21 protein-coding genes and 1 tRNA gene are annotated in these 23,648 nt (G+C 70.9%); 6 read left to right on the top strand and 16 right to left on the bottom strand.

The features are described 5' to 3' along the window. Positions 1–214 precede the first annotated feature (214 nt). Positions 215–1,063, bottom strand: coding sequence for a hypothetical protein (locus tag OO63_RS00905; protein ID WP_030356205.1), 849 nt, complete (start codon positions 1,061–1,063; stop codon positions 215–217). Between the two features lie 47 nt (positions 1,064–1,110). Here OO63_RS00905 and OO63_RS00900 point away from each other — a divergent pair, with 47 nt between their 5' ends. Beyond that, positions 1,111–1,299, top strand: coding sequence for a DUF5703 family protein (locus tag OO63_RS00900; protein ID WP_030356204.1), 189 nt, complete (start codon positions 1,111–1,113; stop codon positions 1,297–1,299). Between the two features lie 224 nt (positions 1,300–1,523). Here the strand turns inward: OO63_RS00900 and OO63_RS00895 are convergent, their stop codons facing one another. The 3 genes from OO63_RS00895 to OO63_RS00885 form a co-directional block, all read right to left on the bottom strand. Next, positions 1,524–2,402 carry a chaplin gene (locus OO63_RS00895; protein ID WP_030356203.1) on the bottom strand — a complete coding sequence of 293 codons (879 nt, stop codon included), beginning with the start codon at positions 2,400–2,402 and terminating at the stop codon, positions 1,524–1,526. Positions 2,403–2,558: 156 nt separating this feature from the next. After that, positions 2,559–2,792: a chaplin ChpH gene (gene chpH / locus OO63_RS00890; protein ID WP_030356202.1), complete on the bottom strand. Its 234-nt coding sequence runs from the start codon at positions 2,790–2,792 to the stop codon at positions 2,559–2,561. 282 nt (positions 2,793–3,074) lie between these two features. Further along, complete coding sequence (locus OO63_RS00885; protein ID WP_030356201.1) at positions 3,075–4,418, bottom strand: M20/M25/M40 family metallo-hydrolase; 1,344 nt, start codon at positions 4,416–4,418, stop codon at positions 3,075–3,077. 178 nt (positions 4,419–4,596) lie between these two features. On the opposite strand from OO63_RS00885, the gene OO63_RS00880 reads away from it, so the two are divergent. Further along, positions 4,597–4,684 (top strand) — tRNA-Leu (locus OO63_RS00880). A gap of 162 nt (positions 4,685–4,846) precedes the next feature. Here the strand turns inward: OO63_RS00880 and OO63_RS00875 are convergent. The 3 genes from OO63_RS00875 to OO63_RS00865 all read right to left on the bottom strand — a co-directional run bounded on the left by OO63_RS00875 (position 4,847) and on the right by OO63_RS00865 (position 6,546). Continuing rightward, complete coding sequence (locus OO63_RS00875; protein ID WP_030356200.1) at positions 4,847–5,158, bottom strand: hypothetical protein; 312 nt, start codon at positions 5,156–5,158, stop codon at positions 4,847–4,849. A 229-nt stretch (positions 5,159–5,387) separates the two neighbouring features. Further along, a complete protein-coding gene (locus OO63_RS00870; protein ID WP_030356199.1) occupies positions 5,388–6,014 on the bottom strand; it encodes a class I SAM-dependent methyltransferase in 627 nt (208 codons plus the stop codon). Between the two features lie 73 nt (positions 6,015–6,087). Then, on the bottom strand, positions 6,088–6,546 hold the full coding sequence (locus tag OO63_RS00865; RefSeq protein ID WP_030356198.1) for a glycine-rich domain-containing protein: 459 nt from the start codon (positions 6,544–6,546) through the stop codon (positions 6,088–6,090). 670 nt (positions 6,547–7,216) lie between these two features. Here OO63_RS00865 and OO63_RS00860 point away from each other — a divergent pair. Further along, the gene (locus OO63_RS00860) at positions 7,217–8,473 is read left to right on the top strand and encodes a helix-turn-helix transcriptional regulator (protein ID WP_030356197.1); all 1,257 of its coding nucleotides are present in this window, start codon (positions 7,217–7,219) and stop codon (positions 8,471–8,473) included. 14 nt (positions 8,474–8,487) lie between these two features. Next, positions 8,488–8,856 carry a hypothetical protein gene (locus OO63_RS00855; RefSeq protein WP_030356196.1) on the top strand — a complete coding sequence of 123 codons (369 nt, stop codon included), beginning with the start codon at positions 8,488–8,490 and terminating at the stop codon, positions 8,854–8,856. A 257-nt stretch (positions 8,857–9,113) separates the two neighbouring features. Here OO63_RS00855 and OO63_RS43045 read toward each other — a convergent pair whose 3' ends face one another. The 4 genes from OO63_RS43045 to OO63_RS00835 all read right to left on the bottom strand — a co-directional run bounded on the left by OO63_RS43045 (position 9,114) and on the right by OO63_RS00835 (position 14,969). Then, positions 9,114–12,002, bottom strand: coding sequence for a peroxidase family protein (locus tag OO63_RS43045; RefSeq protein ID WP_030356195.1), 2,889 nt, complete (start codon positions 12,000–12,002; stop codon positions 9,114–9,116). A gap of 466 nt (positions 12,003–12,468) precedes the next feature. Beyond that, the gene (locus OO63_RS00845; protein WP_030356194.1) at positions 12,469–12,873 is read right to left on the bottom strand and encodes a YchJ family protein; all 405 of its coding nucleotides are present in this window, start codon (positions 12,871–12,873) and stop codon (positions 12,469–12,471) included. 35 nt (positions 12,874–12,908) lie between these two features. Next, a complete protein-coding gene (locus OO63_RS00840; RefSeq protein ID WP_051810398.1) occupies positions 12,909–14,123 on the bottom strand; it encodes a low temperature requirement protein A in 1,215 nt (404 codons plus the stop codon). A gap of 129 nt (positions 14,124–14,252) precedes the next feature. Beyond that, the gene (locus OO63_RS00835; protein ID WP_030356192.1) at positions 14,253–14,969 is read right to left on the bottom strand and encodes a FadR/GntR family transcriptional regulator; all 717 of its coding nucleotides are present in this window, start codon (positions 14,967–14,969) and stop codon (positions 14,253–14,255) included. A gap of 137 nt (positions 14,970–15,106) precedes the next feature. Between OO63_RS00835 and OO63_RS00830 the strand changes: the two genes are divergently transcribed. Continuing rightward, complete coding sequence (locus tag OO63_RS00830; RefSeq protein WP_030356191.1) at positions 15,107–15,616, top strand: gluconokinase; 510 nt, start codon at positions 15,107–15,109, stop codon at positions 15,614–15,616. Positions 15,617–15,703: 87 nt separating this feature from the next. After that, positions 15,704–17,110 carry a GntT/GntP/DsdX family permease gene (locus OO63_RS00825; RefSeq protein ID WP_030356190.1) on the top strand — a complete coding sequence of 469 codons (1,407 nt, stop codon included), beginning with the start codon at positions 15,704–15,706 and terminating at the stop codon, positions 17,108–17,110. A 205-nt stretch (positions 17,111–17,315) separates the two neighbouring features. Here OO63_RS00825 and OO63_RS00820 read toward each other — a convergent pair whose 3' ends face one another. The 5 genes from OO63_RS00820 to OO63_RS00800 form a co-directional block, all read right to left on the bottom strand. Continuing rightward, on the bottom strand, positions 17,316–17,927 hold the full coding sequence (locus OO63_RS00820) for a cytochrome b/b6 domain-containing protein (protein WP_030356189.1): 612 nt from the start codon (positions 17,925–17,927) through the stop codon (positions 17,316–17,318). Next, a complete protein-coding gene (locus OO63_RS00815; RefSeq protein ID WP_051810420.1) occupies positions 17,911–18,600 on the bottom strand; it encodes a molybdopterin-dependent oxidoreductase in 690 nt (229 codons plus the stop codon). The genes OO63_RS00820 and OO63_RS00815 overlap by 17 nt, the downstream gene beginning before the upstream one ends. Before the next feature lie 407 nt (positions 18,601–19,007). Next, the gene (locus OO63_RS00810; RefSeq protein WP_030356187.1) at positions 19,008–20,597 is read right to left on the bottom strand and encodes an APC family permease; all 1,590 of its coding nucleotides are present in this window, start codon (positions 20,595–20,597) and stop codon (positions 19,008–19,010) included. Positions 20,598–20,745: 148 nt separating this feature from the next. Further along, entirely contained in the window at positions 20,746–21,708 is a 963-nt protein-coding gene (locus tag OO63_RS00805) for a hypothetical protein (RefSeq protein WP_030356186.1), read from the bottom strand. Between the two features lie 237 nt (positions 21,709–21,945). Continuing rightward, positions 21,946–23,601, bottom strand: coding sequence for an FAD-binding dehydrogenase (locus OO63_RS00800; RefSeq protein ID WP_030356185.1), 1,656 nt, complete (start codon positions 23,599–23,601; stop codon positions 21,946–21,948). Positions 23,602–23,648 lie beyond the last annotated feature (47 nt).

The raw sequence follows: 23,648 nt of genomic DNA, 5'->3' as shown, positions 1-23,648 counted from the left end.
GTGGAGCGTGGCCCCGACCTCATGGACAGGAGGTCGGGGCCACGCCCGTCCAGCCAAGACCCGAGGCCTGATGGACAGGATCGGCGCGCCGCACGCACTCGGCAAGGAGCCCCGGAGCCGGGCGGAACCCACCTCCGGACAGCCCTCAAAGCCCTCACACCCCTCCCGACGCCCCTCCCGACGCCCCTCCCGACGCCCCTGCCGGCGCCCCCTCCTAGGCGCCGCCCACGCCCTTCCCCCGCTCGACGACCTCCACGTCGTCCACGTCATCCGCCTCATCGACGTCGTCCACCTCATCGCCCTCGTCCGGATCGAAGTCAAGATCCGTATCGAGGTCCGAGTCGAGGTCGGCGTCCAGGTCCCCGTCGATGCCGGTGTGCGCGTCCCTGCTCCGGCGGGCGCCGCCCACACGGCTCGCCGCGGCGTCCAGGTCGTCGTCGAGGTCGTCGTCCGTCTCGTCGTCGAAGACCGCGCTGACGTCGAAGCGGCAGACCACCCGCGGGGAGTCGGGCTGGTCGAACGGGGACTCCAGCCACTCGCCGGGCTCCGCGGGCTCGTCCGCCGCGGTGACCCACAGCGTCGAGTCGCCCTCCTCCAGGCCGAACTCCTTGTGCCGGGAGGCGATCTCGTCCGGCTCGAACTCGCCGAAGAGCAGGCCGAGCGCGCCCGGCACGGTGCCCGCGAGCCGGTCGGACTCCGAGGTGGCGTCGTCGTCCGCGGCCTCGACCCGCGCGGCCTGGGCGAGGAGTCGCTGCGGCTCCGCGACGGCGTAGTCGCGCCGGATCAGCACGCTCAAGGCGTTCGGCTCCGCGGGCCCCTGGTACGGCGGCAGGGTGTCCTCCGCGCCGGGGATCTCGAAGGGGGTGACCTCGTCGTAACGGTCGTAGAGCAGCTCGTCGTACGCCTCGGCCGCGGCGGCCAGCTCGTTGAACGCTTCATAGACGTCGGGATCGTCCTCGCCCGACCTGCGTTCGACCGCCGCAAGGTGGCGGTCGAGCGCGGTCTTGACCGCCTCGGCGGCGGCGCGTACCTCGGCAGCGGTGGGCTGCGCAGCATCAGACATAGTGCAGACGCTATCCGTACCGGGCCTGTGCCCGCACAATAGATGCGATGCCGGAATACGAATTTGTCGACGTGTACGTTCCGCGCGGGGTCTCCCGCAAAGAAGCCACGCGTCTGCTGACCGACCACGCAGAGTACGGACACTGGGAGTTGGACCGCCTCAGCCTGCACGCCGACGGCAGTCGGCGGGTGCGGCTCAGACGGCGCATCATCCGCCAGCTGAGGGCCACTTGGTGAGCCGGGTACGGCCGCCCGGCGCCCGGCGGACGGTGCGAAAACGGAGCGGGCCCCGCGATCGCGGGGCCCGCTCCGTTTTCACCTGATGTCACCTGGCGTCTTTCACCCGACGTCACCTGGCGTCATCTGACTTCATCTGACGTCAGATGACCCGGACGCCCGGCATACGGCCTGATACTGCCTGATTCGGCCTGCATACGCCCTGGCGAGACGGTCACCGAGTCTCAGGCACGTGCCCTGCGGTACAGGACGGTGCCCGCGAGCAGCATGCCCGCGCCGACCGGCAGGGCGACGCCGACCGGCAGGGAGCTGCCCGTCTGCGCGAGCTGGTCCTTGCCCTTGGGCGGCGTGATCATGTGCGCCTCGGGCACGTTCGGACCGGTCGCCGGACCCTTCGGCTTGCTGTGCTGTGCGGGCGAGACGGGCTGGCCCGGCTTTCCGGGCTGCTGGGGGTTGCCCGGCTGGTCCGGCTTGACGCCGTCATCGGGCGACTGCGGCTTGCCGGGCTGGTCGGGCTTGCCCGGGTGGTCCGGCTTCCCCGGGTGGTCCGGCTTCCCCGGGTGGTCCGGCTTCCCCGGGTGATCGGGCTTGCCCGGGTGATCGGGCTTCGTGGGCGGCTTCCCACCGGTGTGGCTGTCGGACTCGTTGCCGCACTCGTTGCCCACGGCCGCGTTGCCCGCGCCGCCGACGTTGACGCTGTTGCCGCAGACGTTGACCGGGACGTCGACCGGGAGCTGCACGCTGTTGCCCGAGCCCACCCCCGGCGAGCCGTGGGCGCCGCCGTCGGCCGTGGCGCCGCCGCCCGAGGGCTTGCCGCCGTGGCCGTCGTCGCCGTAGCCACCGCCGCCGCGCGGGGCGTCGGAGGTGTTGGCGCACTTGTTGCCCGCCGCCGGGTTCAGGCCCCCGATGACGTTCACGGTGTTGCCGCAGACATTGACCGGTACGTCCACGGGAAGCTGAACGGAATTGCCCGACAGCACGCCGGGAGAATTCGAACTGCCGCCCTGGGCATGGGAGTCGGCCTGTGCATGACCACCAGAGACAGCGAGTACGCCAGTGGCGGCCGCCACGGTGATCAGGCCTTTGCGCGTGACCTGTCGCATAGCTTGTTCCTGCCTTGCCTTCCGGAAATGCGCACGGGCCCAGTGCACCGTGCGCCCAATGCCCGTCGGCCCCGGAGTGCGTGACACGCACTCCGGGGCCGACGGACGTCAGACCCTCATGGGGTGAGACCCCTCACGGGGTGAGGCACAGCGGCGTCACTTGTTGACGCAGTAGTTCCCGAAGGCGGGGTTCAGCACGCCGATCACGGAGATCGTGTTGCCGCACGCGTTCACCGGCACGTGCACGGGAACCTGGATGACGTTGCCCGACACGACGCCCGGGGACTTCACGGCGGCACCCTGCGCGCCGGAGTCGGCAGCGGCGACGCCCGCACCCGCGAGCACCAGACCACCGGTGGCCACCGCAGCGGCAACGACCTTCTTGATCATTATTCCTCCTAGTTGGCAAATGCGATCCCAGCCGCGGACCGCACCACCTGTAACGAAGGAGGAAGTTGAGGGCTACGAGGGCAAGGCTGCTTTCACTCTTTTCGGTCAATTGCGCACGCGCTGCCGATTATTGGAGTTTCGTTTCGGCACGCGCCCGCGCAGAGAGAAGGACCTACATGTACCGAAATACACACCGGCACACGCGCCGACACGCACACCGACCACGCCCGGACCTCAGGAACCCAGAAACCCAGGAACCCAGGAGCTCCGAAACTCCGAAACTCAGGAAGCGTCGATGAACCGGTCGAGCACCCGCACCCCGAACTTCAGGCCGTCCACCGGCACCCGCTCGTCCACGCCGTGGAACATGCCCGCGAAGTCCAGCTCCGGCGGCAGCTTGAGCGGCGCGAAGCCGAAGCCGCGGATGCCGAGGTCGTCGAAGGACTTGGCGTCCGTGCCGGCCGAGAGCATGTAGGGCACGGCCCGCGCGATCGGGTCCTCGGCCTGCAGCGCCATCTGCATGGCGTCGACGAGCGCGCCGTCGAAGGTGGTCTCCAGGGCCTTGTCCGCGTGCACGTCCTCACGCTTGACGTTCGGGCCGAGGATGCGGTCGAGGTCGGCCAGGAACTCCTCCTCGTACCCCGGCAGGAAACGGCCGTCGACGTGCGCGGTGGCCTGTCCGGGGATCACGTTCACCTTGTACCCGGCGCCGAGCTGGGTCGGGTTGGCGGTGTTCTGGAGCGAGGCGCCGATCAGCTTGGCGATGCCGCCGAGCTTGGCCAGGGTGTCGTCCATGTTCTCCGGGTCGAGCTCGGTGCCGAGGGCGTCGCCCAGCTCGTCGAGGAAGTGCCGCAGGGTCTTGGTGACCCGCACCGGGAACTTGTGCCGCCCGAGCCGTCCCACGGCCTCGGACAGCTCGGTGATGGCGTTGTCCTTGTGGATCATGGAACCGTGTCCGGCGCTGCCGTCCACGGTCAGCTTCATCCAGTGCATGCCCTTCTGCGCCGTCTCGACGAGATACAGCCGGAGCTTCTCGTTGACGGTGAAGGAGAACCCGCCGACCTCGCTGATCGCCTCGGTCACGCCCTCGAAGAGGTCCGGGTGGTTGTCGACGAGGTACCGCGCCCCGTACGTGCCGCCGGCCTCCTCGTCCGCGAGGAAGGCGAGCACGATGTCCCGCGGCGGCTTGCGGCCGCTGCGCAGCCGGTCGCGTACGACCGCGAGGGTCATCGCGTCCATGTCCTTCATGTCGACGGCGCCCCGGCCCCACAGGCAGCCGTCGGCGATCTCGCCGGAGAAGGGGTGGTGGGTCCAGTCCTGGGCATTGGCGGGTACGACGTCGGTGTGGCCGTGGATGAGCAGCGCGGGCCGCGACGGGTCCTCGCCCTCGATCCGCGCCACGGTGGAGGCGCGCCCCGGGTGCGACTCGAAGATCCGCGGCTCGAGCCCCACCTCCGCGAGCTTCTCCGCGACGTACTCAGCCGCCTTGCGCTCCCCCGGGCCGGAGTGATCGCCGTAGTTGCTGGTGTCCATCCGGATCAGGTCCCGGCACAGGTCGACGACCTCGTCCTCGCCGGAAACGGCCCGCGCCCCGTCCGCCCTGCCGTCCGTGGTCGGCTCGCTCACGCTGTTCCTCCCGCTGTCGCACTCTGGGTCCCTCCCATCCTCCCGCGCCGACCGCCCAGGCCCAAGGGCGGGCGCCCCTCGTCATACGCCGTTCACCCCCGGGACCTGCGTGATCAGGAGCCCCTGAATGTTTGCTATGGTTTTCCACGTCGCCGCGGGAAACCGCGACAGACCACCGGTCCGGGTGGCGGAATGGCAGACGCGCTAGCTTGAGGTGCTAGTGCCCTTTATCGGGCGTGGGGGTTCAAGTCCCCCCTCGGACACCAGCAAGAACAGCCCCTCACGAGGGGCTTTCTTCATGTCTGGGCAGTGGCGTGACCAACGGCCCAGAGAGTTTCCTGGTCAGACCAGGGATGCGAGACCGATCCGGCACGCGCTGGACGCGGCCAGCTTCTTGGCTCCCTCGGTGCGACGCCTGCCGTAGCGCGTCATGGTGTAGCCCGGCGAGGGTGCCGGGCGTCGGCGGAAACCTCTACCGGGTTCTCGTGGTTGTCGAGATCATTTGTGATCTTCGATGCTCGCCAGTCATGCAGCCGGAAGCCGTCCGGCAGCTTCATCCGTGTGCGGGCTGTGCGCCAGCGGGCAGAGACCTTCTCCGGGTCCTGCGGGCCGCCCGCCGCGCGCCCCTTCCGGAGCTTGAAGCCGTCACGGGCGAAGACCAGGCCGTGGTCCACCCACAGAGGGCCAAGGCGTTCCTTCTCGGCTTGCTGACGCTCCCGCTGCCACTTGAGGACGTTCATCCCGGATGATGCTCCGTGCACGGAGCTTGAGACGGTTGGGGCTGTGCTGTGGAGGTGCCGGAGGTGGTGTCGATGGACGTCTACCGCCCGGCACCCGTCCCGGCCTCGGAGCCGCAGCCGGTGAAGCAGCGGCCGGTGCCGGTCGACACTGCCAACCCCTTCCGGGCACTGCTCTAACCAATCGACACAGCAGCCCCGGCCCGTATGGGGCGGGACTGTTGTGTCACTCCTACGTGACCGCTCGAACCAGCAGTGTCCCTACCGTCCGCCCCGGTGGAGGTTCGATCACCTCCGTCTGAACGTCCTTGAAACCGTTGTGTCGCAGCAGGTCAGCCCATTTCTCAGGAGGATGATCGTGTCGCATTGCGGCCTGTCCCGACGCAAGTTGCTGAGTTCCGGGCGGCAGATGGGAGAACGCCAGAGTGCCGCCCGCATCAAGGCGCGCCCGGATCAACGGCAGCAGTACGGCCGGAGCGACGAACCACACGGCACCGAAGATCGAATACACGACGTCGTAGCGGTCGCCAGAATGGGTCAGGTGGTCGGTCGCCTCCGCTGTGCGGAACTCAAGGCCCGGAAGGTGTCCCCAACGCTCCCGCGCTGTCTGCTCACGGCTCGGTGCCACATCTACGCCGACGCAGTGCGCCCCAAGCGTGGCCAGGTGGGCGAGATTGCTACCGGCGCCGGACCCGAGTTCCAGGACCCTTCGGCCTGTCACGTCGCCGAGAACGGATTCGTTCGGCCCGTGGTCCGGGTACTGCGTCCAGTTCAACCACGTCGTTGCTCCCTGCGCGTTCACGGTCCTGCGGGGGGCTCTGCCGTCGGCGAACCGGTCCCATACGTCGGCAAGCGTCATTCCCTGATCCTTTCAAAGCGGAAGGGCCCACCCCCAGGGTTCGAGGGTGGGCCCGGTTCCCGTGCTGGCTCTACTACTTGCCCTTACCGCTGTTCGGTGAGTCCGTGCAACCGGCGTAGCACTGGTTGCAGTCGCCCTTCATGCCCCAGAGTTCCCCGTCGACGGAGAACCCTGCCAACTGAATCGCCTTGATCGTCTGTTCCAGCACCAGCGGCCTACCGCCCTGGCCATCACCAGGCGCGATCTCCGGGACGTGGTGGATGTACCGGCCGAAGTGCCCGTACGTGAACTGGTGGAACGGGATGGTGTCGAGCATGAACGAGTGGACACCCTTGTCCACTTCCTTGGACGGGCCCATGAGGGCGTCGGGGTTCTCTCCCGCCGTCACGAAGTACGCGATCGTCTGGCCGAAGAGCCTTTCCGCCTTGCCCCGGCTGGTCGCCGGGTCTCGCATGATCAGTTTCACTTCCCGCTCCCATACGTCCGTCGATACGAACGTCTTCGGGTCGCGCAGCTTCACGGCTGTACTCATCGTGCCTCTCCTACTGCCGTTGGAGTTGTGCACTGCACTTGCCGACCCGACCGGCCGACTCCGCTTCACGGGGCGTGCGACAGGTCGGGCGTTGTGCCCCGCTCCCCTCGGGGGAGCCACACCAAGCCAGAGGGGAGCGGGAACTCATGGATGCGCTGGGGTGAGCTTTCCGACAGCCGCCATGGCCAGGAGAACGACGCACGTCCCCCAGGTCAGCAGGAGGAAGATTCCACCCCAGAACAGGCCGTCGCGAGTGACCTTCCAGCCCCGTAAGCGGCTCATCTTCCGCCCCTGATGGCCGCAAGGCCGCGTACGTTGCGGTGGTGCCTGGCCAAGGCTTTGAGCTGGTTCTCTTCCCTGTAAGTGGCTGCCCGGACAGCAACGACACGAGTAGCCCAGCGAAGCCCGGACGGTCGTTTCAGGGTCACCAAGGCTCCCCGCTGCTCGTGAACAACGCCAACCAACTGGCTGGCCCTGTCGAACACCGCCGTACCCGGCTCCCACTCCGTTGCCATGTCCGCGCCCCTTCGCCGGTTGACCGCCGCGCTCGCCTGCGGCAACCCCAAGAAAAGCGGAAGGAGTTCGCGCGCTCCACGGCATCAATGCGGCAGTCTTGAGGCAGCTCCGTGCACATGAACGCCGAGGGCCTAGGGCAGAGGAAGGTGCCGTCATGGGACTGGCGGAACGTCGCAAGGCCTTGGGTTACAGTCAGGAGGAATTGGCCGAGCTGCTCGGCGTGGACCGCACAACGGTCGGACGCTGGGAAGGCGGCAAGATCAGTCCTCAGCCGCACCAGCGACGAAGCTTGGCCGCTGCCGTTGAAGTCAGCCTCACCGAGCTGGACACCTTCCTGGCGCCGCCACGAGCCATGGATCAGGAGGCAGCCAAAGCTCAATCCAGTGACCACACAGGCGCGGGAGACCCCGACGAAATGATCCGCCGTGAGTTCCTCCGCATCCTCAGCGTCAGCGGGGTCTTGACTGGCCTGCCCCTCGATGAGGCAGAAGCCCTTGCCGACGGAGTCCGCCGGGGTGCACCAGCCGACTTCGCCCGGATGAACGGCCACCTTTGGCAGGTCTACCAGCTGGCCCGATCCAAGGGTGCCGTCTACCCCATCGTCCGCGACCAGCTCACCGCCCTGAACGAAGCCCTTGCAGCGGGCACCCAGGGCAACTCCCGCCCACTCCTGAATGCGGCGGCCGATCTCTTCCAACTGGCTGGTGAAGTCTCCTTCGACGCCAATCGGTGCACCGACGCAGCCGCCGCGTACTCGCTGGCTGCCTCCGTCGGCAAGGACGCCAGGGCGTATGACCTGTGGGCCTGTGCCCTCGTTCGGCACGCCTACGTGGACATGTCCGAACTCCGTTACCAAGAGGCGGCGCACATCCTCAAAGCGGCTGAACGAGTCGCAGAGCGGGGTGACAGTGGTCTCGCTACCCGGTACTGGGTCGCATCGGTACAGGCCGAAGCGCACGCTGGCGTGGGCGACTTGGCAGCGTGCGAACGGGCGCTGGACCAGGCGGAGAAGGTCCAGGACCTCACCGCAGGCTGCGCGAACGGCGGCTGGCTGCGGTTCGACGGCAACCGGCTCATAGAAGAGCGTGGAGCCCGGTACGTCCAGCTCGGCCGCCTCGACTCGGCGGAAGCGACGCTCAAGCGGGCACTGACGCAGACCGCTCTGGCGACGGGTCTCTCATACCGCCGAAGGGGGGCGGTGCTCACCGACCTCGCGGCTATCGGTGCCAAGCGAAACGACCCCGAACAACTCGTTTCCTACGGCCGGGAGGCTCTCGACCTGGCCCGAGCCTCAGCTTCCGGATACGTCGCCCGTAGACTTCAAGCCTTGTGCACGAAGTTCGGCCCCCTCAGCAGGGATCACCGTGTGGCGGAGTTGAGGGCGGAGATCGCCACGCTGAGCACGCTGTAGCGAGAGAGGTTGGCATGTCGCAGATCGCAGGTGCACGACTGTTCCGGGAATCGTGGATCGCAGGAGTGCACCGGCACTTCCCTGGGCAGCCGAAAGCCGGGTACGTCACCCCTTGGGACGACACGCCTCAGTGGGAGCGCGAGGCCGCAGGCGCCGTGTACGCGCAGGTACGTCAGTTCGTGGAGATCAGCGGGGGTCACGCGTCCAGGCTCTCGCGGGAACAGAAGAGTCGGTTCGTAGCGACGTGCTGGACGGCTCAGATGTTCAAGCACTTCGAGGACCCGAAGCCGGGATACGTCGCTGACTGGCCCGACCTCCCGAAGTGGCAGCAAGAGACCGACGCCGACATCTTCGAGGCCATCGAAGCGAGCCTGGCTAGCTAAGGCTCACACGGGGTTGGCTACGTGACCAACGCATGACCAACAGCGGCCAGGAGCGGGCAGAAACAGCAGGTGAGGGTGACCAACTCTCCATGGTTCTAAGGGGGCCCGGAGGGTGTGTAGTCGCAGGTCAACAAACAAATGAGCTGGTGCCCGAGAGGAGAGTTCAAGTCCCCCCTCGGACACCAATGAAGAAAGCCCCTCTTCGAGGGGCTTTCTTCATGTCCGGTCGGGCCGGGCGAGAGGCATCGGCTTCGGCGCTACGATCCGCCGTTGTTCGTCGGCGGGACCTGGCGCCACGGGGCGAACGCGCTCGCGCCGCGAGGGAGGAGGGCCGCCAGGTCGGGGCAGTGGCGGAGGATCACTGAGTTCATGCCGCCCTTCTGGACCCAGTCGATGCCCAGGGGGGTGTAGATCTCGGGGCGGAAGTCGACGGTGAGGAAGCGGTCGCTCTGGATGCGGCGGGTGGCCATCAGGATGAAGACGCGGAACGCGGTGTCGCTGAAGCCGAAGCCGGTGGGTGGGTTCTCGGCGAACAGGCCGACCATGGTGTCGATCTCGTCGACGGAGCTGTAGACGTCCTTGAGGCGGGCGAGGGTCTCCGGGTTCTCGGTGAGGTCCTCGAAGCTGCGGATGCGCTGTTTGTGCAGGCCCGCGCGGAAGTCGTTGTAGCGGGGCACGCCGCGGCGGCGGGTGCGGGCGAGGTCGACGACGGCCAGGTCGATGAGTTCGCCTTCGCGCTCGAACTTCTGGAGGGCGCGCGGGAAGTTGTGGAGGGTGATCGCGCCGGGGTGGGCGATGCCGAAGGAGTACAGGGTGTTGGCGAGGCCGGTCTTGCGGATGGCGCCCTCGGCCGCGGCGCCGTTGATGTCGGTGAAGCCGACCGTCTCCAGGCGGCGGCCGAAGTGGTGCTCGCGCAGCTCGTAGTCGTCGGGGATGAGCGGGTGCATGCGGTAGACGGTGACGAAGTCCTCGGTGAGGGAGTAGGGGGCGGCGTGGTGGTCGGGGAGGGTCTTGGGGATGCCGGTGAGGGAGTGGGCCTCCAGGAGCCACAGGCCCAGCTTGTTGAGCCAGTTGTCGGGCGGGCCATCCCAGTTGGTGTGCAGGCCGAGGTCGATGGCCTCGGTGGCGAGGATCGCCGGGGTCCACTCCACCGTGTGGATCTTCGCGATGAGGGCGGAGACCACGAGCCGGGCCGTGTGGTAGACGGAGTCCTCGCTCATGGAGGGGTACGTCTGCCGCAGCGCCGCACAGACCGCGTTGTGCTCGCGGGCGAACAGGGTGTGCATCACGCTGAGGCCGAGCCACCAGTTGTCGGTGAAGCCGGACAGCGGGACGCCGTTCTGGCCGATGGGGAGGTGTCCTTCTTCCAGGCGGAGGTCGGCGCCGCCGTCGGGGGCGCGCAGCAGCCTCGCGGTCGCCTCGTCGGCGCCGTACACCTCGGAGCCGTCCCACCAGTGGGACGCGGTGTTGGCGAAGAGCACGGGCGGGCGGCCGTCCGAGACGTGGATGCCCTCGTTCTCGGCGAAGCGCATGACGTTCTCGACGGGCCCGCCCGGGGTGTTCTGCCAGGACGAGCCGGGCGGCAGCGGCACCTCGACGGTCTTGGTGCCCGCGGGGTGGCGGCGGTGGTTGACCCAGTCGTGGACCTGGAACTGGATCCAGGCGGCGGCCAGGACGTTGAGGGTCGTCGCGGGCAGGAAGTTCTCGCGGTACAGGAGCTGGCGGCTGACGGTGACCGGGTTCGGGGTGTCGAAGAGGTCGGGGCGGTAGTCGGGGGCCATGTTGCGCCCGAAGGCCGCGCCCACGGCTCCCATGGCGGGGGCGGACAGGTCGTTGTACGTGCCGTCGTAGGAGCGAGCCGTGCGCAGCCGCTCGTCGGGGGGCAGCGGCACCGGCACAGCCCTCGGGGGCGCCTCCTGCACGTCGGTGTCGATGAGGTTGAAGCGGCGCAGGACCTTGCGGAGGAAGACGAGGTTCAGCAGGCTCAGCTGGAGCGGCAGGCGGTGCCAGGGCACAGCCCGGTTCAGGAGCCGGAAGGCGGCACCCACGGGGACGCCGAGGACCCGGTTGCGCAGGGGCTCCTCGGTCGCGAAGCGCAGGCCCTGGCGGTGCGCGGTGCTCGCTTCGTAGGCGGCCTTGCGGGCGCGGTTGAGGTTGCCGAGGGGGCGGAACTCGTCGGTGGTGTACCAGGGGTTGAACGCCAGTTCCTCCACGCGGCGCGCGGCCGAGCGGGCCTGGGCGGTGTCCAGGTCCTGGGTGGGGATGGTGAGGCGGGCCACGGGCACGGCGGGGCTGACGGCCTCGCGCCACTCCACGGAGCCGTCCTCGACGGGCGTGCGGGTCTCGTCGACGTACCGCTGGAGGCACAGCTCGAAGGCCACGTCGGCGGTGGCGAGGCGGTGGGCCAGCTCGCGGTGCAGGTAGTTGGGGTCGCGGTGGTCCGGGCGCGGGGCGGGGGCGGCGCCGCCGGCCGGGCGCAGCAGGTAGCGGACGGGTCCCGCGGGGCCCCAGAGGGTGGCGCCGCGGCTGAAGTACGTCTCGCCCGCGAGGCTGTTGACGGTGTGGCGGGTGGCGGCCTGGATGTTGCGGCGCATGCGGGTGGCGGTCGCGAAGCCGACGGCGAGCGGCAGCTTGACGAAGAGCCCGAAGGCCTTCCGCAGCGGGCTGCGGGCACCGGCGAGTGCCTTGGCGAAGGCGACGAACTCGCGGGCGTCCTTGGCGTGCGACACCGGCCAGTTGGTGGCGAGCAGGTCGTGGCTCTCCGCCGCGGACACCTCCACGCGCACGGCGGCGCCCCGCAGGTCCGGCGCCCCGTCGGCCTGCCCGATGCCGCTCGCCCCGGAAAGCCTGACCGTCGCGGGGTACTCGGCGCCCGGCTGGGCGTAGCCGCAGCGCAGTTCCTCCGGCAGGTCGTCGCGGAAGCGCAGGCGGGCGTTCTCCACGCCGAGGGAGGACTTGGCGTGCTGGACGCGGGCCGGTGACCCGGCGTTCGCGGCCCTCATGTTGGCCCGCTGCACCGTCATCAGCTCGCGGGCGAGCCGCTCGAAGAGGACGCGCTCCGCTTGCGGGCTGCCGCCCTGGTAGCGCTCGTAACTCTGCTCGTACTGCCCTGAGGGCTGTCCTGAGGGCTGTCCTGAAGACGTCATCGGGCGCTTCCTTCGGACGGAGGAGGAAACGGGCCGCGTGCACGCGAGGTGCGGGCGCGCGCCGCAGGGGCGTAGACGCTACTGGCGGGGCCGGACGGACCGCAGCGGGCGATCCCGCCTATGTGCGCGGGCCCGCCCCGGCCTCGAACTGGCACGCGGGCGGCGGCGTTTGGGCCCGTCAGGGACGCCGTCGGGGGCCCGGCGCCCGGCCGCGGCACGTCCCGTGCGCGTCTCCTTCTCCAGCAACCCCACGCGCGGGGCGCCGGGGTGGCCGGGTCCCGACGGGTCGCGGGCGCGTGCGCGCGAGCGCGTTGACGGTGCGCGCGCTCCGGTGGTGTGCTCTCACGTCCGGTGCCGCCACGGCCTTCTGACGGGGGACGCCATGCGGGACGAGTAGTACGCCGTGGGTCCGCCCGATCCGGACCGCGTGATCCCGCACGCGTGATCCCGCACGCGCCCGCGCCGGTCAGTCGATGAAGTCGCCGTCCACGTACACCCACGCCCCGTCCACCCGCTCGAAGCGGCTGCGCTCGTGCAGGGAGTCCGGGCGGCCGCCGTCGGCGTAGCGGGCGCGGAAGGTGACGGTGCCCGTGGAGTGGAACGCCGTGCCGTCGGCCGTGTCCTCGATGGCGAGCCCGGTCCAGCGCATCGCCGGGTCGAACTCGACGCGCGGCGGCCGGGTCCGGGGGTGCCAGGTGCGCAGCAGATACGCCTCGTCGCGCCGGGCGAAGGCGCTGTAGCGGGACCGCATCAGCTCTTCGGGGTTCGCGGCGGCGGCCTCGCCCCGGTGCAGTCGGCCGCAGCACTTGTCGTACGGCAGGGGGTGCCCGCAGGGGCAGGGCTCGGGGCGCGTGGGGGTGCGTCGGGACATGGCACCCATTGTCCCCTCGGGCCCGGCGGCGGCGCTCACCCGGTGCCGGCGCGCGCCACCGGTGCCTTCGGGCGGGCGAGCCACAGGCCGGCGGCCACCGAGCAGGCCGTCGCCAGGGCGGCGAGGGGGACGGCCCCGTGTCCGGCGAAGCTCGCGGCGAGGACGAGCAGGGCGGTGGCGGGCAGGACCAGTTGCTGGGCGATGCCGGTCTTGAAGTGCCGGGAGTGCACGGCCCAGGTGCTGATCAGGAACAGCGCGGTGGGCACGGTGACGGCGCTGGAGGCCGCGAGTGTGGAGATGTGCGCGTGGTGGGTCGCCTGTTCCACGGCCAGCTCGATGCCCGCGCCGATCGCGGCGGCGGAGCCGAGGATCACATAGTGGCCGAGCCCCCAGACGAACGCCTGCCGGGACGAGACCAGGTAGGTGTGGATGGGGACCGCGAAGTAGATCCAGAACGCCGCGAAGACGATGACGAGGCCGCCGGCGGCGATCGGCAGGAGCTCGTCGAGGGCCGCCGAGTCGTCGAGGGCGGAGCGCACGGCGACCGTGGCGGCGGCGACGGACTCGCCGAGCATGATGATCGTGAACAGGCCGTAGCGCTCGGCGATGTGGTGCGGGTGCCAGGGGCTGCGGCGGCGGTGCTCGGCGAAGGCGGGCACGGCGATCTCGGCGGCGATCAGCGGTCCGACGCCCCAGGCCCAGGCCCCGTGCGGCAGCAGGACGAGGACCACCCAGCCCACCTGCACGAGCACGAACCCGATCGCGTAGCGCAGCGCGGCCGTGCGCCCCGCCCCGCTCTCGCCGCGGGCCGCCCGCAGCCACTGTGCGGCGAGCGCCACCCGCATGATCACGTAGCCGGTGATGGCGACCCCGTAGTCCCCGTCGTCGAAGGCGCGCGGGATCCCGGCCGCGAGGACGAGCACGCCCGCCATCTGCACGAGGGTGGCGAGCCGGTAGGGCACGTCGTCGGTGTCGTACGCGGAGGCGAACCAGGTGAAGTTCACCCACGCCCACCAGATCGCGAAGAACACGAGCAGGTAGCCGGTGATGCCGTGCCCGGTCTCGCCCTCGGCGAGCGCGTGCACGAGGCGGGCCCCGGCCTGGCCCGCGGCCACCACGAAGCACAGGTCGAAGAGCAGTTCCAGCGGGGTGGCGGCGCGGTGCTTCTCGTCGGGGCGGCGCGCCCGCATCCGTACGAGCGGCTTGACGGTCCGGCCGTGGCCTGTGCCCGCGGGGGTGTCCTCGGTCATCTGGGCGTGCCCTTCTCCGGTCCCCCTGCGGTACTCAGGATGGCGCAGGGGGCGGTGGGGCGCAGGTCGGCCGGGGTGCGGCGGGGGTCGGCCGGGGCGGGGCGGCGCGGTGTCCCGGCGTGCCGGAGGTCAGCGTGTGGCGGGCGGCGGTGCCAGGATGTCCAGCTCCTTGAGGGCGCCCTCGGCGATCTCGCGGGTCAGGGCCTCGGCGCGGTCCGCGTCGCCCTCCCGTACCGCCTCGGCCACGCGCACGTGCAGGGTGACGGCCGCCGGGTCGGGGTCCTCGAACATCACGTCGTGGTGGGTGCGGCCCGCGAGGATCTCGGCGACCACGTCGCCGAGCCGGGCGAACATCTCGTTGCCGGAGGCGTCGAGGACGACGCGGTGGAAGGCGACGTCGTGCACGAGGTACTCCTCGAGGCGGCGGCCGCGGGAGGTGGCGACCATGCCGAGGGCGCACTCGGTGAGGGCCGCGCACTGCTCGGCGGTGGCGTTCCGCGCGGCCAGGCCCGCGGCGACCGGCTCGATGGCCGAGCGCAGGACGGTCAGGGAGCGCAGCTGGCGCGGCCGGTCGGCGCCAGCGAGGCGCCAGCGGATGACCTGCGGGTCGTAGACGTTCCACTCCTCGGTGGGCCGCACGGTCACGCCGACGCGGCGCCGGGACGCGACCAGGTGCATGGACTCCAGGACGCGCACCACCTCGCGCATCACCGAGCGTGACACCTCGAAGCGCTGTGCGAGTTCGTCCGTGCGCAGGACGCTGCCGGGTGGGTACTCGCCCGCGGTGATGGCGGGCCCGAGGCTGTCCAGTACGCGAGCGTGCAGCCCCCGGGCCTGTGCGGTCATGACGTCAGCGTACGAGGGGACTCGCGTACTCAAAAAGTCAGACTTTTGCATCACAGCCTCTTGAATTCGTCTGACCTAATGGGTTTCAGTGGCGTGAACCGATCGATGTCGACGAGGACAGCGAGGCAGCACCAGCGATGAGCACCACCCACGTCGTCGTGGTCATGGGCGTAGCGGGCACCGGCAAGACCACCGTCGGTCCCCTGCTCGCGGCCCGGCTCGGCGTCCCCTATGCCGAGGGCGACGACTTCCACCCCGAGGCGAACATCGCCAAGATGTCGGCCGGCACCCCGCTGACCGACGACGACCGCTGGCCGTGGCTGGATGCCATCGGCGAGTGGGCGCACGGCCGTGCCGGGCTCGGCGGCGTGGTCAGCAGCTCGGCCCTGAAGCGGTCCTACCGCGACCGGCTCCGGGCCGCCGCGCCCGGCCTCGTTTTCGTCCACCTCACCGGCGACCGCGCCCTCATCGAGGAACGCATGCGCGGGCGCAAGGGCCACTTCATGCCGACCGCGCTGCTCGACTCGCAGTTCGCCACGCTCCAGCCCTTCGGGGCGGACGAGGCGGGCGTCGACGTCGACGTCGCGGGCACGCCCGCGGAGATCGCCGACCGGGCCGCGCACGCTCTGGCCGCGCTGGACGGCTGAGCGCCCGCCTCCCGCACCGGCCCCTTCCCCGACACCCCCCACGCGTCCACGCACCACCCCCTCACGTCCACGTACAAGGAACCCACCGTGACCAGTCTCAGCGTCGAGATGCTGGCAGCGGACCCCGTCGAACCGATCACCTCGGCGGGCCACGCCCAGCTCGGGATCGCCGTTCTCGCGGGCATCGCCGTCATCGTTCTGCTCATCACGAAGTTCAAGGTCCACGCCTTCCTGGCGCTGACCATCGGCTCGCTGGCGCTCGGCGCCTTCGCGGGCGCGCCGCTCGACAAGGCGATCGCCAGCTTCACCACCGGGCTCGGGTCCACCGTCGCGGGCGTCGGCGTCCTCATCGCGCTCGGCGCGATCCTCGGCAAGCTGCTCGCCGACTCCGGCGGCGCGGACCAGATCGTCGACACGATCCTCGCCAAGGCCGGGAAGTCCGGCGGGCGTGCCATGCCGTGGGCGATGGTGCTCATCGCCTCCGTCATCGGGCTTCCGCTGTTCTTCGAGGTCGGCATCGTGCTGCTGATCCCCGTCGTCCTGATGGTCGCCAAGCGCGGCAACTACTCCCTGATGCGCATCGGCATCCCGGCGCTCGCCGGGCTCTCCGTGATGCACGGGCTCATCCCGCCGCACCCCGGGCCGCTCGTCGCCATCGACGCGGTGAAGGCCAACCTGGGTGTGACGCTCGCGCTCGGCGTGCTCGTCGCCGTTCCCACCGTCATCATCGCGGGGCCGCTGTTCTCGAAGGTCGCCGCTCGGTGGGTGGACGTCGCCCCGCCCGAGAAGATGATTCCGCAGCGGCCCTCCGAGGACCTGGAGAAGCGGCCCGGATTCGGCGTCACCGTCGCCACCGTGCTGCTGCCTGTCGTCATGATGCTGGCCAAGGCGCTTGTCGACATCGTCGTGGATGATCCGGACGCCACCGTTCAGCGCGTGTTCGACGTCGTCGGGTCGCCGTTGATCGCGCTGCTCGCCGCCGTGCTCGTCGGGATGTTCACCCTCGGGCGGGCCGCGGGCTTCACCAAGGAACGGCTCTCCACGACCGTCGAGAAGTCCCTCGCGCCCATCGCGGGTGTGCTGATGATCGTCGGTGCCGGTGGGGGGTTCAAGCAGACCCTCATCGACGTGGGGGTCGGGCAGATGATCCTCGACTTCTCCGAGGACTGGTCCATTCCGGCGCTCCTTCTCGCCTGGCTCATCGCTGTCGCGATTCGGCTTGCGACGGGGTCGGCGACCGTCGCCACGATCTCCGCCGCCGGGCTTGTGGCTCCGCTCGCCGCGGACATGTCCACCTCGCATGCCGCGTTGCTCGTGCTTGCCATCGGGGCCGGGTCGTTGTTCTTCAGTCATGTCAACGATGCGGGGTTCTGGCTGGTGAAGGAGTACTTCGGGCTTGATGTGGGGCAGACCGTCAAGACGTGGTCGGTGATGGAGACGATCATCTCTGTGGTGGCGCTGGGGTTCGTGTTGTTGCTGTCGTTGGTGTTGTAGCGGGGGTGGGGGCCCTGCGGGGCTTTCCCCCATCCCGCCCCTTCCCGAAACTGGGGCTCCGCCCCAGACCCCGTATCGGCGCTCCGCGCCTCGTCCTCAATCGCCGGACGGGCTAGTGATAGCCCCTCCGGCGTTTGAGGAGCGGGGTCTGGGGCGGAGCCCCAGGATCGGGAAGGGGTGGGATTGGGGAGCCCCCGGCAGGGCCCTACCTCCGCCACAGCGGATGCTCCCGCTCCGCCCACCCCGGGTCCACCGACCCGGTCCGCATCCCGCGCCGCGCCTCCGGGTCCCGCAGGGCCAGGCCGATGTGGCCGAGCAGGACGAGCCCGAGCGCGAGGGCCAGCCAGTCGTGGACGAACGTGGAGCTCGTGCGCCAGAGGAGCGGGAAGAGATCCGTCCGCCACATGACGAGCCCCGTGCCGAGCATGACGAGGACCGCCCCGCCGACCCACGCGGCGAACACCTTCTGCCCGGCGTTGAACTTCCCCGCCCAGCGGGTCTTGGCGCGCGGGTCGCGGCGGCGGACGGCGGACAGCCAGCGCCGGTCGTGCGCCCCGTAGCGATTGAGGAGCCGCAGGTCCGCGCGGAAGGCCCGGGAGGCGAGCCCGAGCAGGAAGGGCAGCGGAAGCAGCAGCCCGGACCACTTGTGGACGTCCACCACGAGCGCCCGCCGCCCGACGAGTTCGGCGAGCTGGGGCACGTACAGGCAAGCGGCACTCACCACGCACACGATCATCAGCCAGGCCGTGCCACGGTGCACCCACCGCTCGCCGCGGCTGAAACGCCGCACCCGCCCGGGCTCAGGCGGTCGGGTCATCGCTGCGCCCGTTCGACCGGCCGACCCACGCGTCCACGTCATATCCCCTGCGCTCCCAGTAGCCGGGCTCGACCTTGTCGGTGAGTTCGATGCCGGACAGCCATTTCGCGGATTTGTAGAAGTACATGGGCGCCACGTAGAGGCGGACGGGGCCGCCGTGGGCGTGGTTCAGGTCCTTGTCCTGCATGCGCAGGGCCACCAACACGTCGCTCCTGCGGGCCTGTTCGAGGGTGAGGCTCTCGCTGTACGTCCCGTCGAAGCAGGTGAAGCGGACGGCGCGGGCGGTCGGGCGGACCCCGGCGGCGTCGAGGATGCGGGAGAGCCTGACCCCTTCGAAGGGGGTGTCGGGAACGCGCCAGCCCGTCACGCACTGCACGTCACGGACGAGCCGAGTCTGCGGGCGCGCGCGGAGTTGGGCGAGGGTGTACGTGGCGGGGCGGTCCACGAGGCCGGTGACCGTCAGGCGGTAGGAGGTGGCGCTCTTGCGCGGTACGGAGGCGGCGACCGAGTAGTAGCGGAAGCCGCCTCCGTTGGGCAGGAGCTGGGTGAGGCCGGTCGGGTCCTTGTCGGAGGCGGCGCCCAGGAACCGTTCGAGGCCGCGCTGGAGCGGGGGCGCGGCGGCCACGCCGAGGGCGCCGAGCGCGAGCGTGCCGAGGACGAGACGGCGGCCCACGGGGGTGCCGTCGGCCTCGGGTTGGGCGGCCGGGTCGCGGCTGTCGGCGGGGGAACGCCCGTCGGCCGGGGCGTGCCCTTCGGCCGGGTCCCGTCCGTGCGCCGGGCCCCGCTCGGCGGCGTCCCCGTGTTCGGTGGTCACCCCTCGATTCGAGCACCCGCGGGCACGCGTGGCCAGGGTCCGCGGGTGTCCGTCAGCGCTTCGTCACATCCGCCCGGCGGGGCTCTCAGCCCTAGGGCCTGTCTGACAATTCCCGTCTGCCGAGCGACGCCATGCACGCACTCTCGGCGCACCGGGCGCAGACCCAAGTACGTCCAGTACATGGGTCTGCGCCCGGCGCGCCGAGAGCACGCACCTGACGCCGCCCAGCCGCCCTCCGGGCGACGACGGGAATTGTCAGACAGGCCCTAGCGCCCCGCGTCCCCCGCCGCCTTCTCCAGCTGGAACGCCTCGTTGCCGAGCCCGATGCGCGCGTGCGCCGCCGGGCGGGCCCTCTTCAGGTACGCCCCGTACGCGAGGCCCACGACCGCCGCGACGCCGATGACGCCCGGCAGGGCCCAGCTCAGCGAGGAGTCGGGGCCCGCGCCGACGAGGACGTCGAAGTCCTTGACGGTGTAGCCCGCGATGACGAGCAGCGCGGCCGCGGCGAGGCCGGAGGCCGCGATCCGCCAGGCCTGGGCGGCCGCGGCGCCGCGCCGGACGAAGAAGACGATGACGGCCACGGACGCGGTGGCCATCAGGAGCAGGACGCCGAGGGCGCCCACGTTGCCGCCCCAGGTGAACAGGCGCAGGACGGGCGCGGTCGGGTCGCCAGCAGGGCCGTCGTCGGTGACGGCGAAGGCGATCACGACGACGACGGAGATCACGGTCTGGAGCAGCGAGCCCGTGCCCGGCGCGCCGCTCGCGCTGTTGGTGCGGGCGAAGGCCGCGGGCAGCAGGCCCTCGCGGCCCATGGCGAAGGCGTAGCGGGCGACGACGTTGTGGAAGCTCAGTATGGCCGCGAAGATGCCGGTCACGAACAGGACGTGCAGGACGTCGGTGAAGGTGCCGCCGAGCCGTGGCTCGGTGAGTCCGAACAGCAGCCCCGCGCTCTGCTGCTGTGCGGCGGGCACGATGCCGGAGGGTCCGGCGGCGACGGTGAGGGCCCAGGAGCTGAGGGCGAAGAAGACGGCGACGAAGCCGACGGCGAAGAACATCACGCGCGCGACCACGACGTGCGGGCGGCTGGTCTCCTCGGCGTACACGGGTGCCTGCTCGAAGCCGGTGAACGCCGCTATGCAGAAGCACAGCGAGGTGGCGACGCCCGCGCCGGTGAGGGTGTCGGGGTTGAACGCGTGCAGCGACAGGCCCTCCTTCGCCGGGTCGGCGACGGCGGCGATGTCGAAGATGACGACGAGCGCGACCTCGATGAGCAGCAGGACGCCGAGCACACGCGCGTTGAGGTCGATCTTCAGCCAGCCGAGGGCGCCGACCAGCAGGACGGCGGCGAGCGCGGGGACCCACCAGCCGACGGTGACGTCGGCGTACTTGTCGAGCAGCCCGGACACCTCGAAGCCGAGGATGCCGAACAGGCCCACCTGGAGCACGCTGTAGGCCACGAGCGCGACGACGGAGGCGGCCGCGCCCGCGGTGCCGCCGAGGCCGCGCGAGATGTAGGCGTAGAAGGCACCGGCGTTGTGGACGTGCCGGCTCATCTCCGCGTAGCCGAAGCTGAACAGGGCGAGGACGACGCCGAGTATCAGGAACAGCAGGGGCTGGCCCACCACGCCCATCACGCCGTACGTCGTCGGCATGACGCCCGCGACGACCATCAGCGGCCCGGTGGCGGCGAGCACGGACAGGAGCAGGCCCGCGGTGCCGAGGCGGCCCGCGCGCAGGGCCCGCTCCTGGCCCATGTACGTACTGATGCCGCCGCCCTGCCGCGGGACGGACCTGCCGCGGGATCCCGTGCCGCCGCCGGTGCTGCTTGCGCTGGTGCTCGAACTGCCCGTCGCCATGGCGCGGTCGTCCTCTCCGCCCGCAGGGGGCCGTTGGTCATGCGTCTCGTGTGCCGGGTGGTGCGTGCCACGTGCGGGTGGCGCGTCGCGCGTGCCGGGTGGTGCGGAGTCGCGGTGGTGCGGAGTCGCGGTGGTGCGATGGTGCGGGTCAGGCCGTGCCGAGTGCCGTGCCGCGGGCGGCGAAGTAGGCCTGGTGCGGATCGCGGTCGGGGTAGGACCAGGGGACCTCGGTCGCGTGCCGGCCGATGCGGTGGAAGAGGGCCGCGGACTCGGCCGCCCGGCCCTCGCAGAACCGGGCGTGGGCGAGGAAGTTGAGGTCGACGAAGGCGCGCGGGTGCACCGACTCGTGCGGCATCTCCCACTCCAGCCACCAGTCGAAGGACGCCTTCATCACCTGCCGGGCGCGGCGGCTCGTCCAGTGCCCGGAGGCGACCGGGTCCTTGTTCTCGCTGCCCGCGGTGGCGAGCACGCGGTAGCGCTCGGCGTGCGCGATCACCGGGAGCACGGAGAGCGGCGAGTGGTCGGGGGCCTGTTCGGCGGCCCAGGACGCGAAGTCGTACACCTCGTGCAGCGGGTCCTGGCCCGCCCCGGGCCGCCGCTCGGCGAGCCGCGCGACCATCAGGTGGTGGGCGTGGTGGTGCTCGGGGTGCCGGTGGCGGACCTCGTCGAAGAGGCGTACGACGTCCTCCTCGTGGCCGAGGCTGCGCTCCAGGAGCAGCAGCGCGAGCCAGGGGGTGGGGTCGGCGGGGACGAGCGCTGCGGCCTCGCGGCAGGCGGCGCGGGCCTTCTCGGAGCGCTCCTTGCCGCGCAGCGCCCGGTGCACGCAGGCGAAGGCGAGCAGGGCGACGGCATCGACGCTCTCCGGTTCGGCGAGCCGCCAGTCACGGGCCCAGGCCCCGGTGGCGGACTCGCGCCCGAGGACGTCGAAGCGGTGGCCCCTGCGGTCCCAGTCGTCGCCGGTGGCCGCGAGCAGCGCACGCACCTCGGTCCAGCGCCCCTGGGCCAACGCGGCGCGCGCGGTGACGAGTTCGGTGTCGTCGAGGGCGGCGTCGAAGGTGTGCGCGGCCTTCTTGCGGGAGCGGCCGAGCGGAGGGGGCGGAGGTGGAGACACCGCGGGACGTCCTCCCCGACGCGTTGGGCGAGCGTGTGATCACGCACAGCAAAGCGGTATGCGACACTCCGCGTCAAGGGTCCGTCACTGTCGGGTCCGTACGCGGCCCCTTACCCAACCTCGGTCCCGGCCGCCCGACTTGACGCCTCCCTGCCGACTCGCCCCCGCACGTCCGACTTGCGCGCCGCCCCGGGCTGCCCTCGGCCGACCGCCTTCCTCGCCGCCCCGGGGCGGACCTCAGCCGACCGCCTTCCCCGCCGCACGCCCGGCCGCGCGGCCCGAGAACAGGCAGCCGCCGAGGAACGTCCCCTCCAGGGAGCGGTAGCCGTGCACTCCCCCGCCGCCGAATCCGGCGGCCTCCCCGGCGGCGTACACGCCCGGCAGCGGGTCGCCGCCCTCCTGCAGCACGCGCGAGGCGAGGTCGGTCTCCAGGCCGCCCAGGGACTTGCGGGTGAGGATGTTCAGGCGCACGGCGACGAGCGGGCCCGCCTTCGGGTCGAGGATCGGGTGCGGCGCGACCGTCCTGATGAGCCGGTCGCCGACGAACTTGCGGGCGCCGCGAATGGCGTTGACCTGCAAGTCCTTGGTGAACGGGTTGACGATCTCGCGGTCGCGCGCGGCGAGGGTGCGGTGCAGCGCCGCCTCGTCGATGAGGGGTTCCTTCGTCAGGGCGTTCATGCCCCGCACCAGCGCGCCCAGGTCGCGCTCCACGACGAAGTCCACGCCGTTGTCCATGAACGCCTTGACCGGGCCCGGCACGTCGGCCCGCGCCCGGTCGATGACGCCGCGCACGGACTTGCCCGTCAGGTCGGGGTTCTGCTCGGATCCGGAGAGCGTGAACTCCTTGCCGATGATGCGCTGGTTGAGCACGAACCACGTGTAGTCGTACCCGGTGTGCATGATGTGGTCCAGGGTGCCGAGCGTGTCGAAGCCCGGGAACAGCGGTACGGGCAGGCGGTTGCCGCGGGCGTCCAGCCACAGCGAGGACGGGCCCGGCAGGATGCGGATGCCGTGCCGGTCCCAGATCGGGGCCCAGTTCTCGATGCCCTCCGTGTAGTGCCACATGCGGTCGCGGTTGATCAGGTGCGCGCCCGCGCCCTCGGCGATACCGAGCATCAGGCCGTCCACGTGTGCGGGCACGCCCGAGATCATCTTCTCCGGCGGGTTGCCGAGGCGCTTCGGCCAGTTGGCACGTACGAGGTCGTGGTTGCCGCCGATGCCGCCGGACGTGACGATCACCGCCTGGGCGCGGAACTCGAACGAGCCGGACACCTCGCGGCTGCTGGCCTTGCCGCGCTCGACGCCGGAGGGCGCGAGGATCTCGCCGCTCACGGTGTCGACGACGCCGCCCGTGCGCGCGAGGCCCGTCACGCGGTGACGGAACTTGAACTGCACCAGGCCGCGGGCCGCGCCCTCGTGGACGCGGCGCACGAAGGGGGCGAGGAGGCCGGGGCCCGTGCCCCAGGTGATGTGGAAGCGGGGGACGGAGTTGCCGTGGCCCTGGGCGTCGTAGCCGCCGCGCTCCGCCCAGCCGACCACCGGGAAGAAACGGACGCCCTGGGCGTGCAGCCAGGGGCGCTTCTCGCCTGCCGCGAAGTCGACGTACGCCTCCGCCCACTTGCGGGGCCAGTGGTCCTCCTCGCGGTCGAACGCCGCTGTGCCCAGCCAGTCCTGCAGGGCCAGTTCCCGGTGGTCCTTGATGCGCATGCGGCGCTGTTCCGGTGAGTCCACGAAGAACAGGCCGCCGAAGGACCAGTGGGCCTGGCCGCCGAGGCTCTGTTCCGGTTCCTGGTCGACGAGGATCACCTTGCGGCCCGCGTCGACGAGTTCGGCGGTCGCCGTGAGGCCGGCGAGGCCCGCGCCGATCACGATGACGTCTGCGTCGTAGGCCATGGGGGCTCCTCGGGGGGTCGGCTCGCACGGTTACCGGTGAGTCAGAA

Source organism: Streptomyces alboflavus (assembly GCF_000716675.1).
Classification (GTDB): domain Bacteria; phylum Actinomycetota; class Actinomycetes; order Streptomycetales; family Streptomycetaceae; genus Streptomyces; species Streptomyces alboflavus.
This window is presented reverse-complemented; position numbering and strand designations above follow the sequence as displayed.

Coding starts and splice junctions, on each gene's coding strand:
- OO63_RS00905 (WP_030356205.1), bottom strand. CDS start 1,063: ATGTCTGATGCTGCGCAGCCCACCGCTGCCGAGGTACGCGCCGCCGCC.
- OO63_RS00900 (WP_030356204.1), top strand. CDS start 1,111: ATGCCGGAATACGAATTTGTCGACGTGTACGTTCCGCGCGGGGTCTCC.
- OO63_RS00895 (WP_030356203.1), bottom strand. CDS start 2,402: ATGCGACAGGTCACGCGCAAAGGCCTGATCACCGTGGCGGCCGCCACT.
- chpH (WP_030356202.1), bottom strand. CDS start 2,792: ATGATCAAGAAGGTCGTTGCCGCTGCGGTGGCCACCGGTGGTCTGGTG.
- OO63_RS00875 (WP_030356200.1), bottom strand. CDS start 5,158: ATGAACGTCCTCAAGTGGCAGCGGGAGCGTCAGCAAGCCGAGAAGGAA.
- OO63_RS00870 (WP_030356199.1), bottom strand. CDS start 6,014: ATGACGCTTGCCGACGTATGGGACCGGTTCGCCGACGGCAGAGCCCCC.
- OO63_RS00865 (WP_030356198.1), bottom strand. CDS start 6,546: ATGAGTACAGCCGTGAAGCTGCGCGACCCGAAGACGTTCGTATCGACG.
- OO63_RS00860 (WP_030356197.1), top strand. CDS start 7,217: ATGGGACTGGCGGAACGTCGCAAGGCCTTGGGTTACAGTCAGGAGGAA.
- OO63_RS00855 (WP_030356196.1), top strand. CDS start 8,488: ATGTCGCAGATCGCAGGTGCACGACTGTTCCGGGAATCGTGGATCGCA.
- OO63_RS43045 (WP_030356195.1), bottom strand. CDS start 12,002: ATGACGTCTTCAGGACAGCCCTCAGGACAGCCCTCAGGGCAGTACGAG.
- OO63_RS00845 (WP_030356194.1), bottom strand. CDS start 12,873: ATGTCCCGACGCACCCCCACGCGCCCCGAGCCCTGCCCCTGCGGGCAC.
- OO63_RS00840 (WP_051810398.1), bottom strand. CDS start 14,123: ATGACCGAGGACACCCCCGCGGGCACAGGCCACGGCCGGACCGTCAAG.
- OO63_RS00835 (WP_030356192.1), bottom strand. CDS start 14,969: ATGACCGCACAGGCCCGGGGGCTGCACGCTCGCGTACTGGACAGCCTC.
- OO63_RS00830 (WP_030356191.1), top strand. CDS start 15,107: ATGAGCACCACCCACGTCGTCGTGGTCATGGGCGTAGCGGGCACCGGC.
- OO63_RS00820 (WP_030356189.1), bottom strand. CDS start 17,927: ATGACCCGACCGCCTGAGCCCGGGCGGGTGCGGCGTTTCAGCCGCGGC.
- OO63_RS00810 (WP_030356187.1), bottom strand. CDS start 20,597: ATGGCGACGGGCAGTTCGAGCACCAGCGCAAGCAGCACCGGCGGCGGC.
- OO63_RS00800 (WP_030356185.1), bottom strand. CDS start 23,601: ATGGCCTACGACGCAGACGTCATCGTGATCGGCGCGGGCCTCGCCGGC.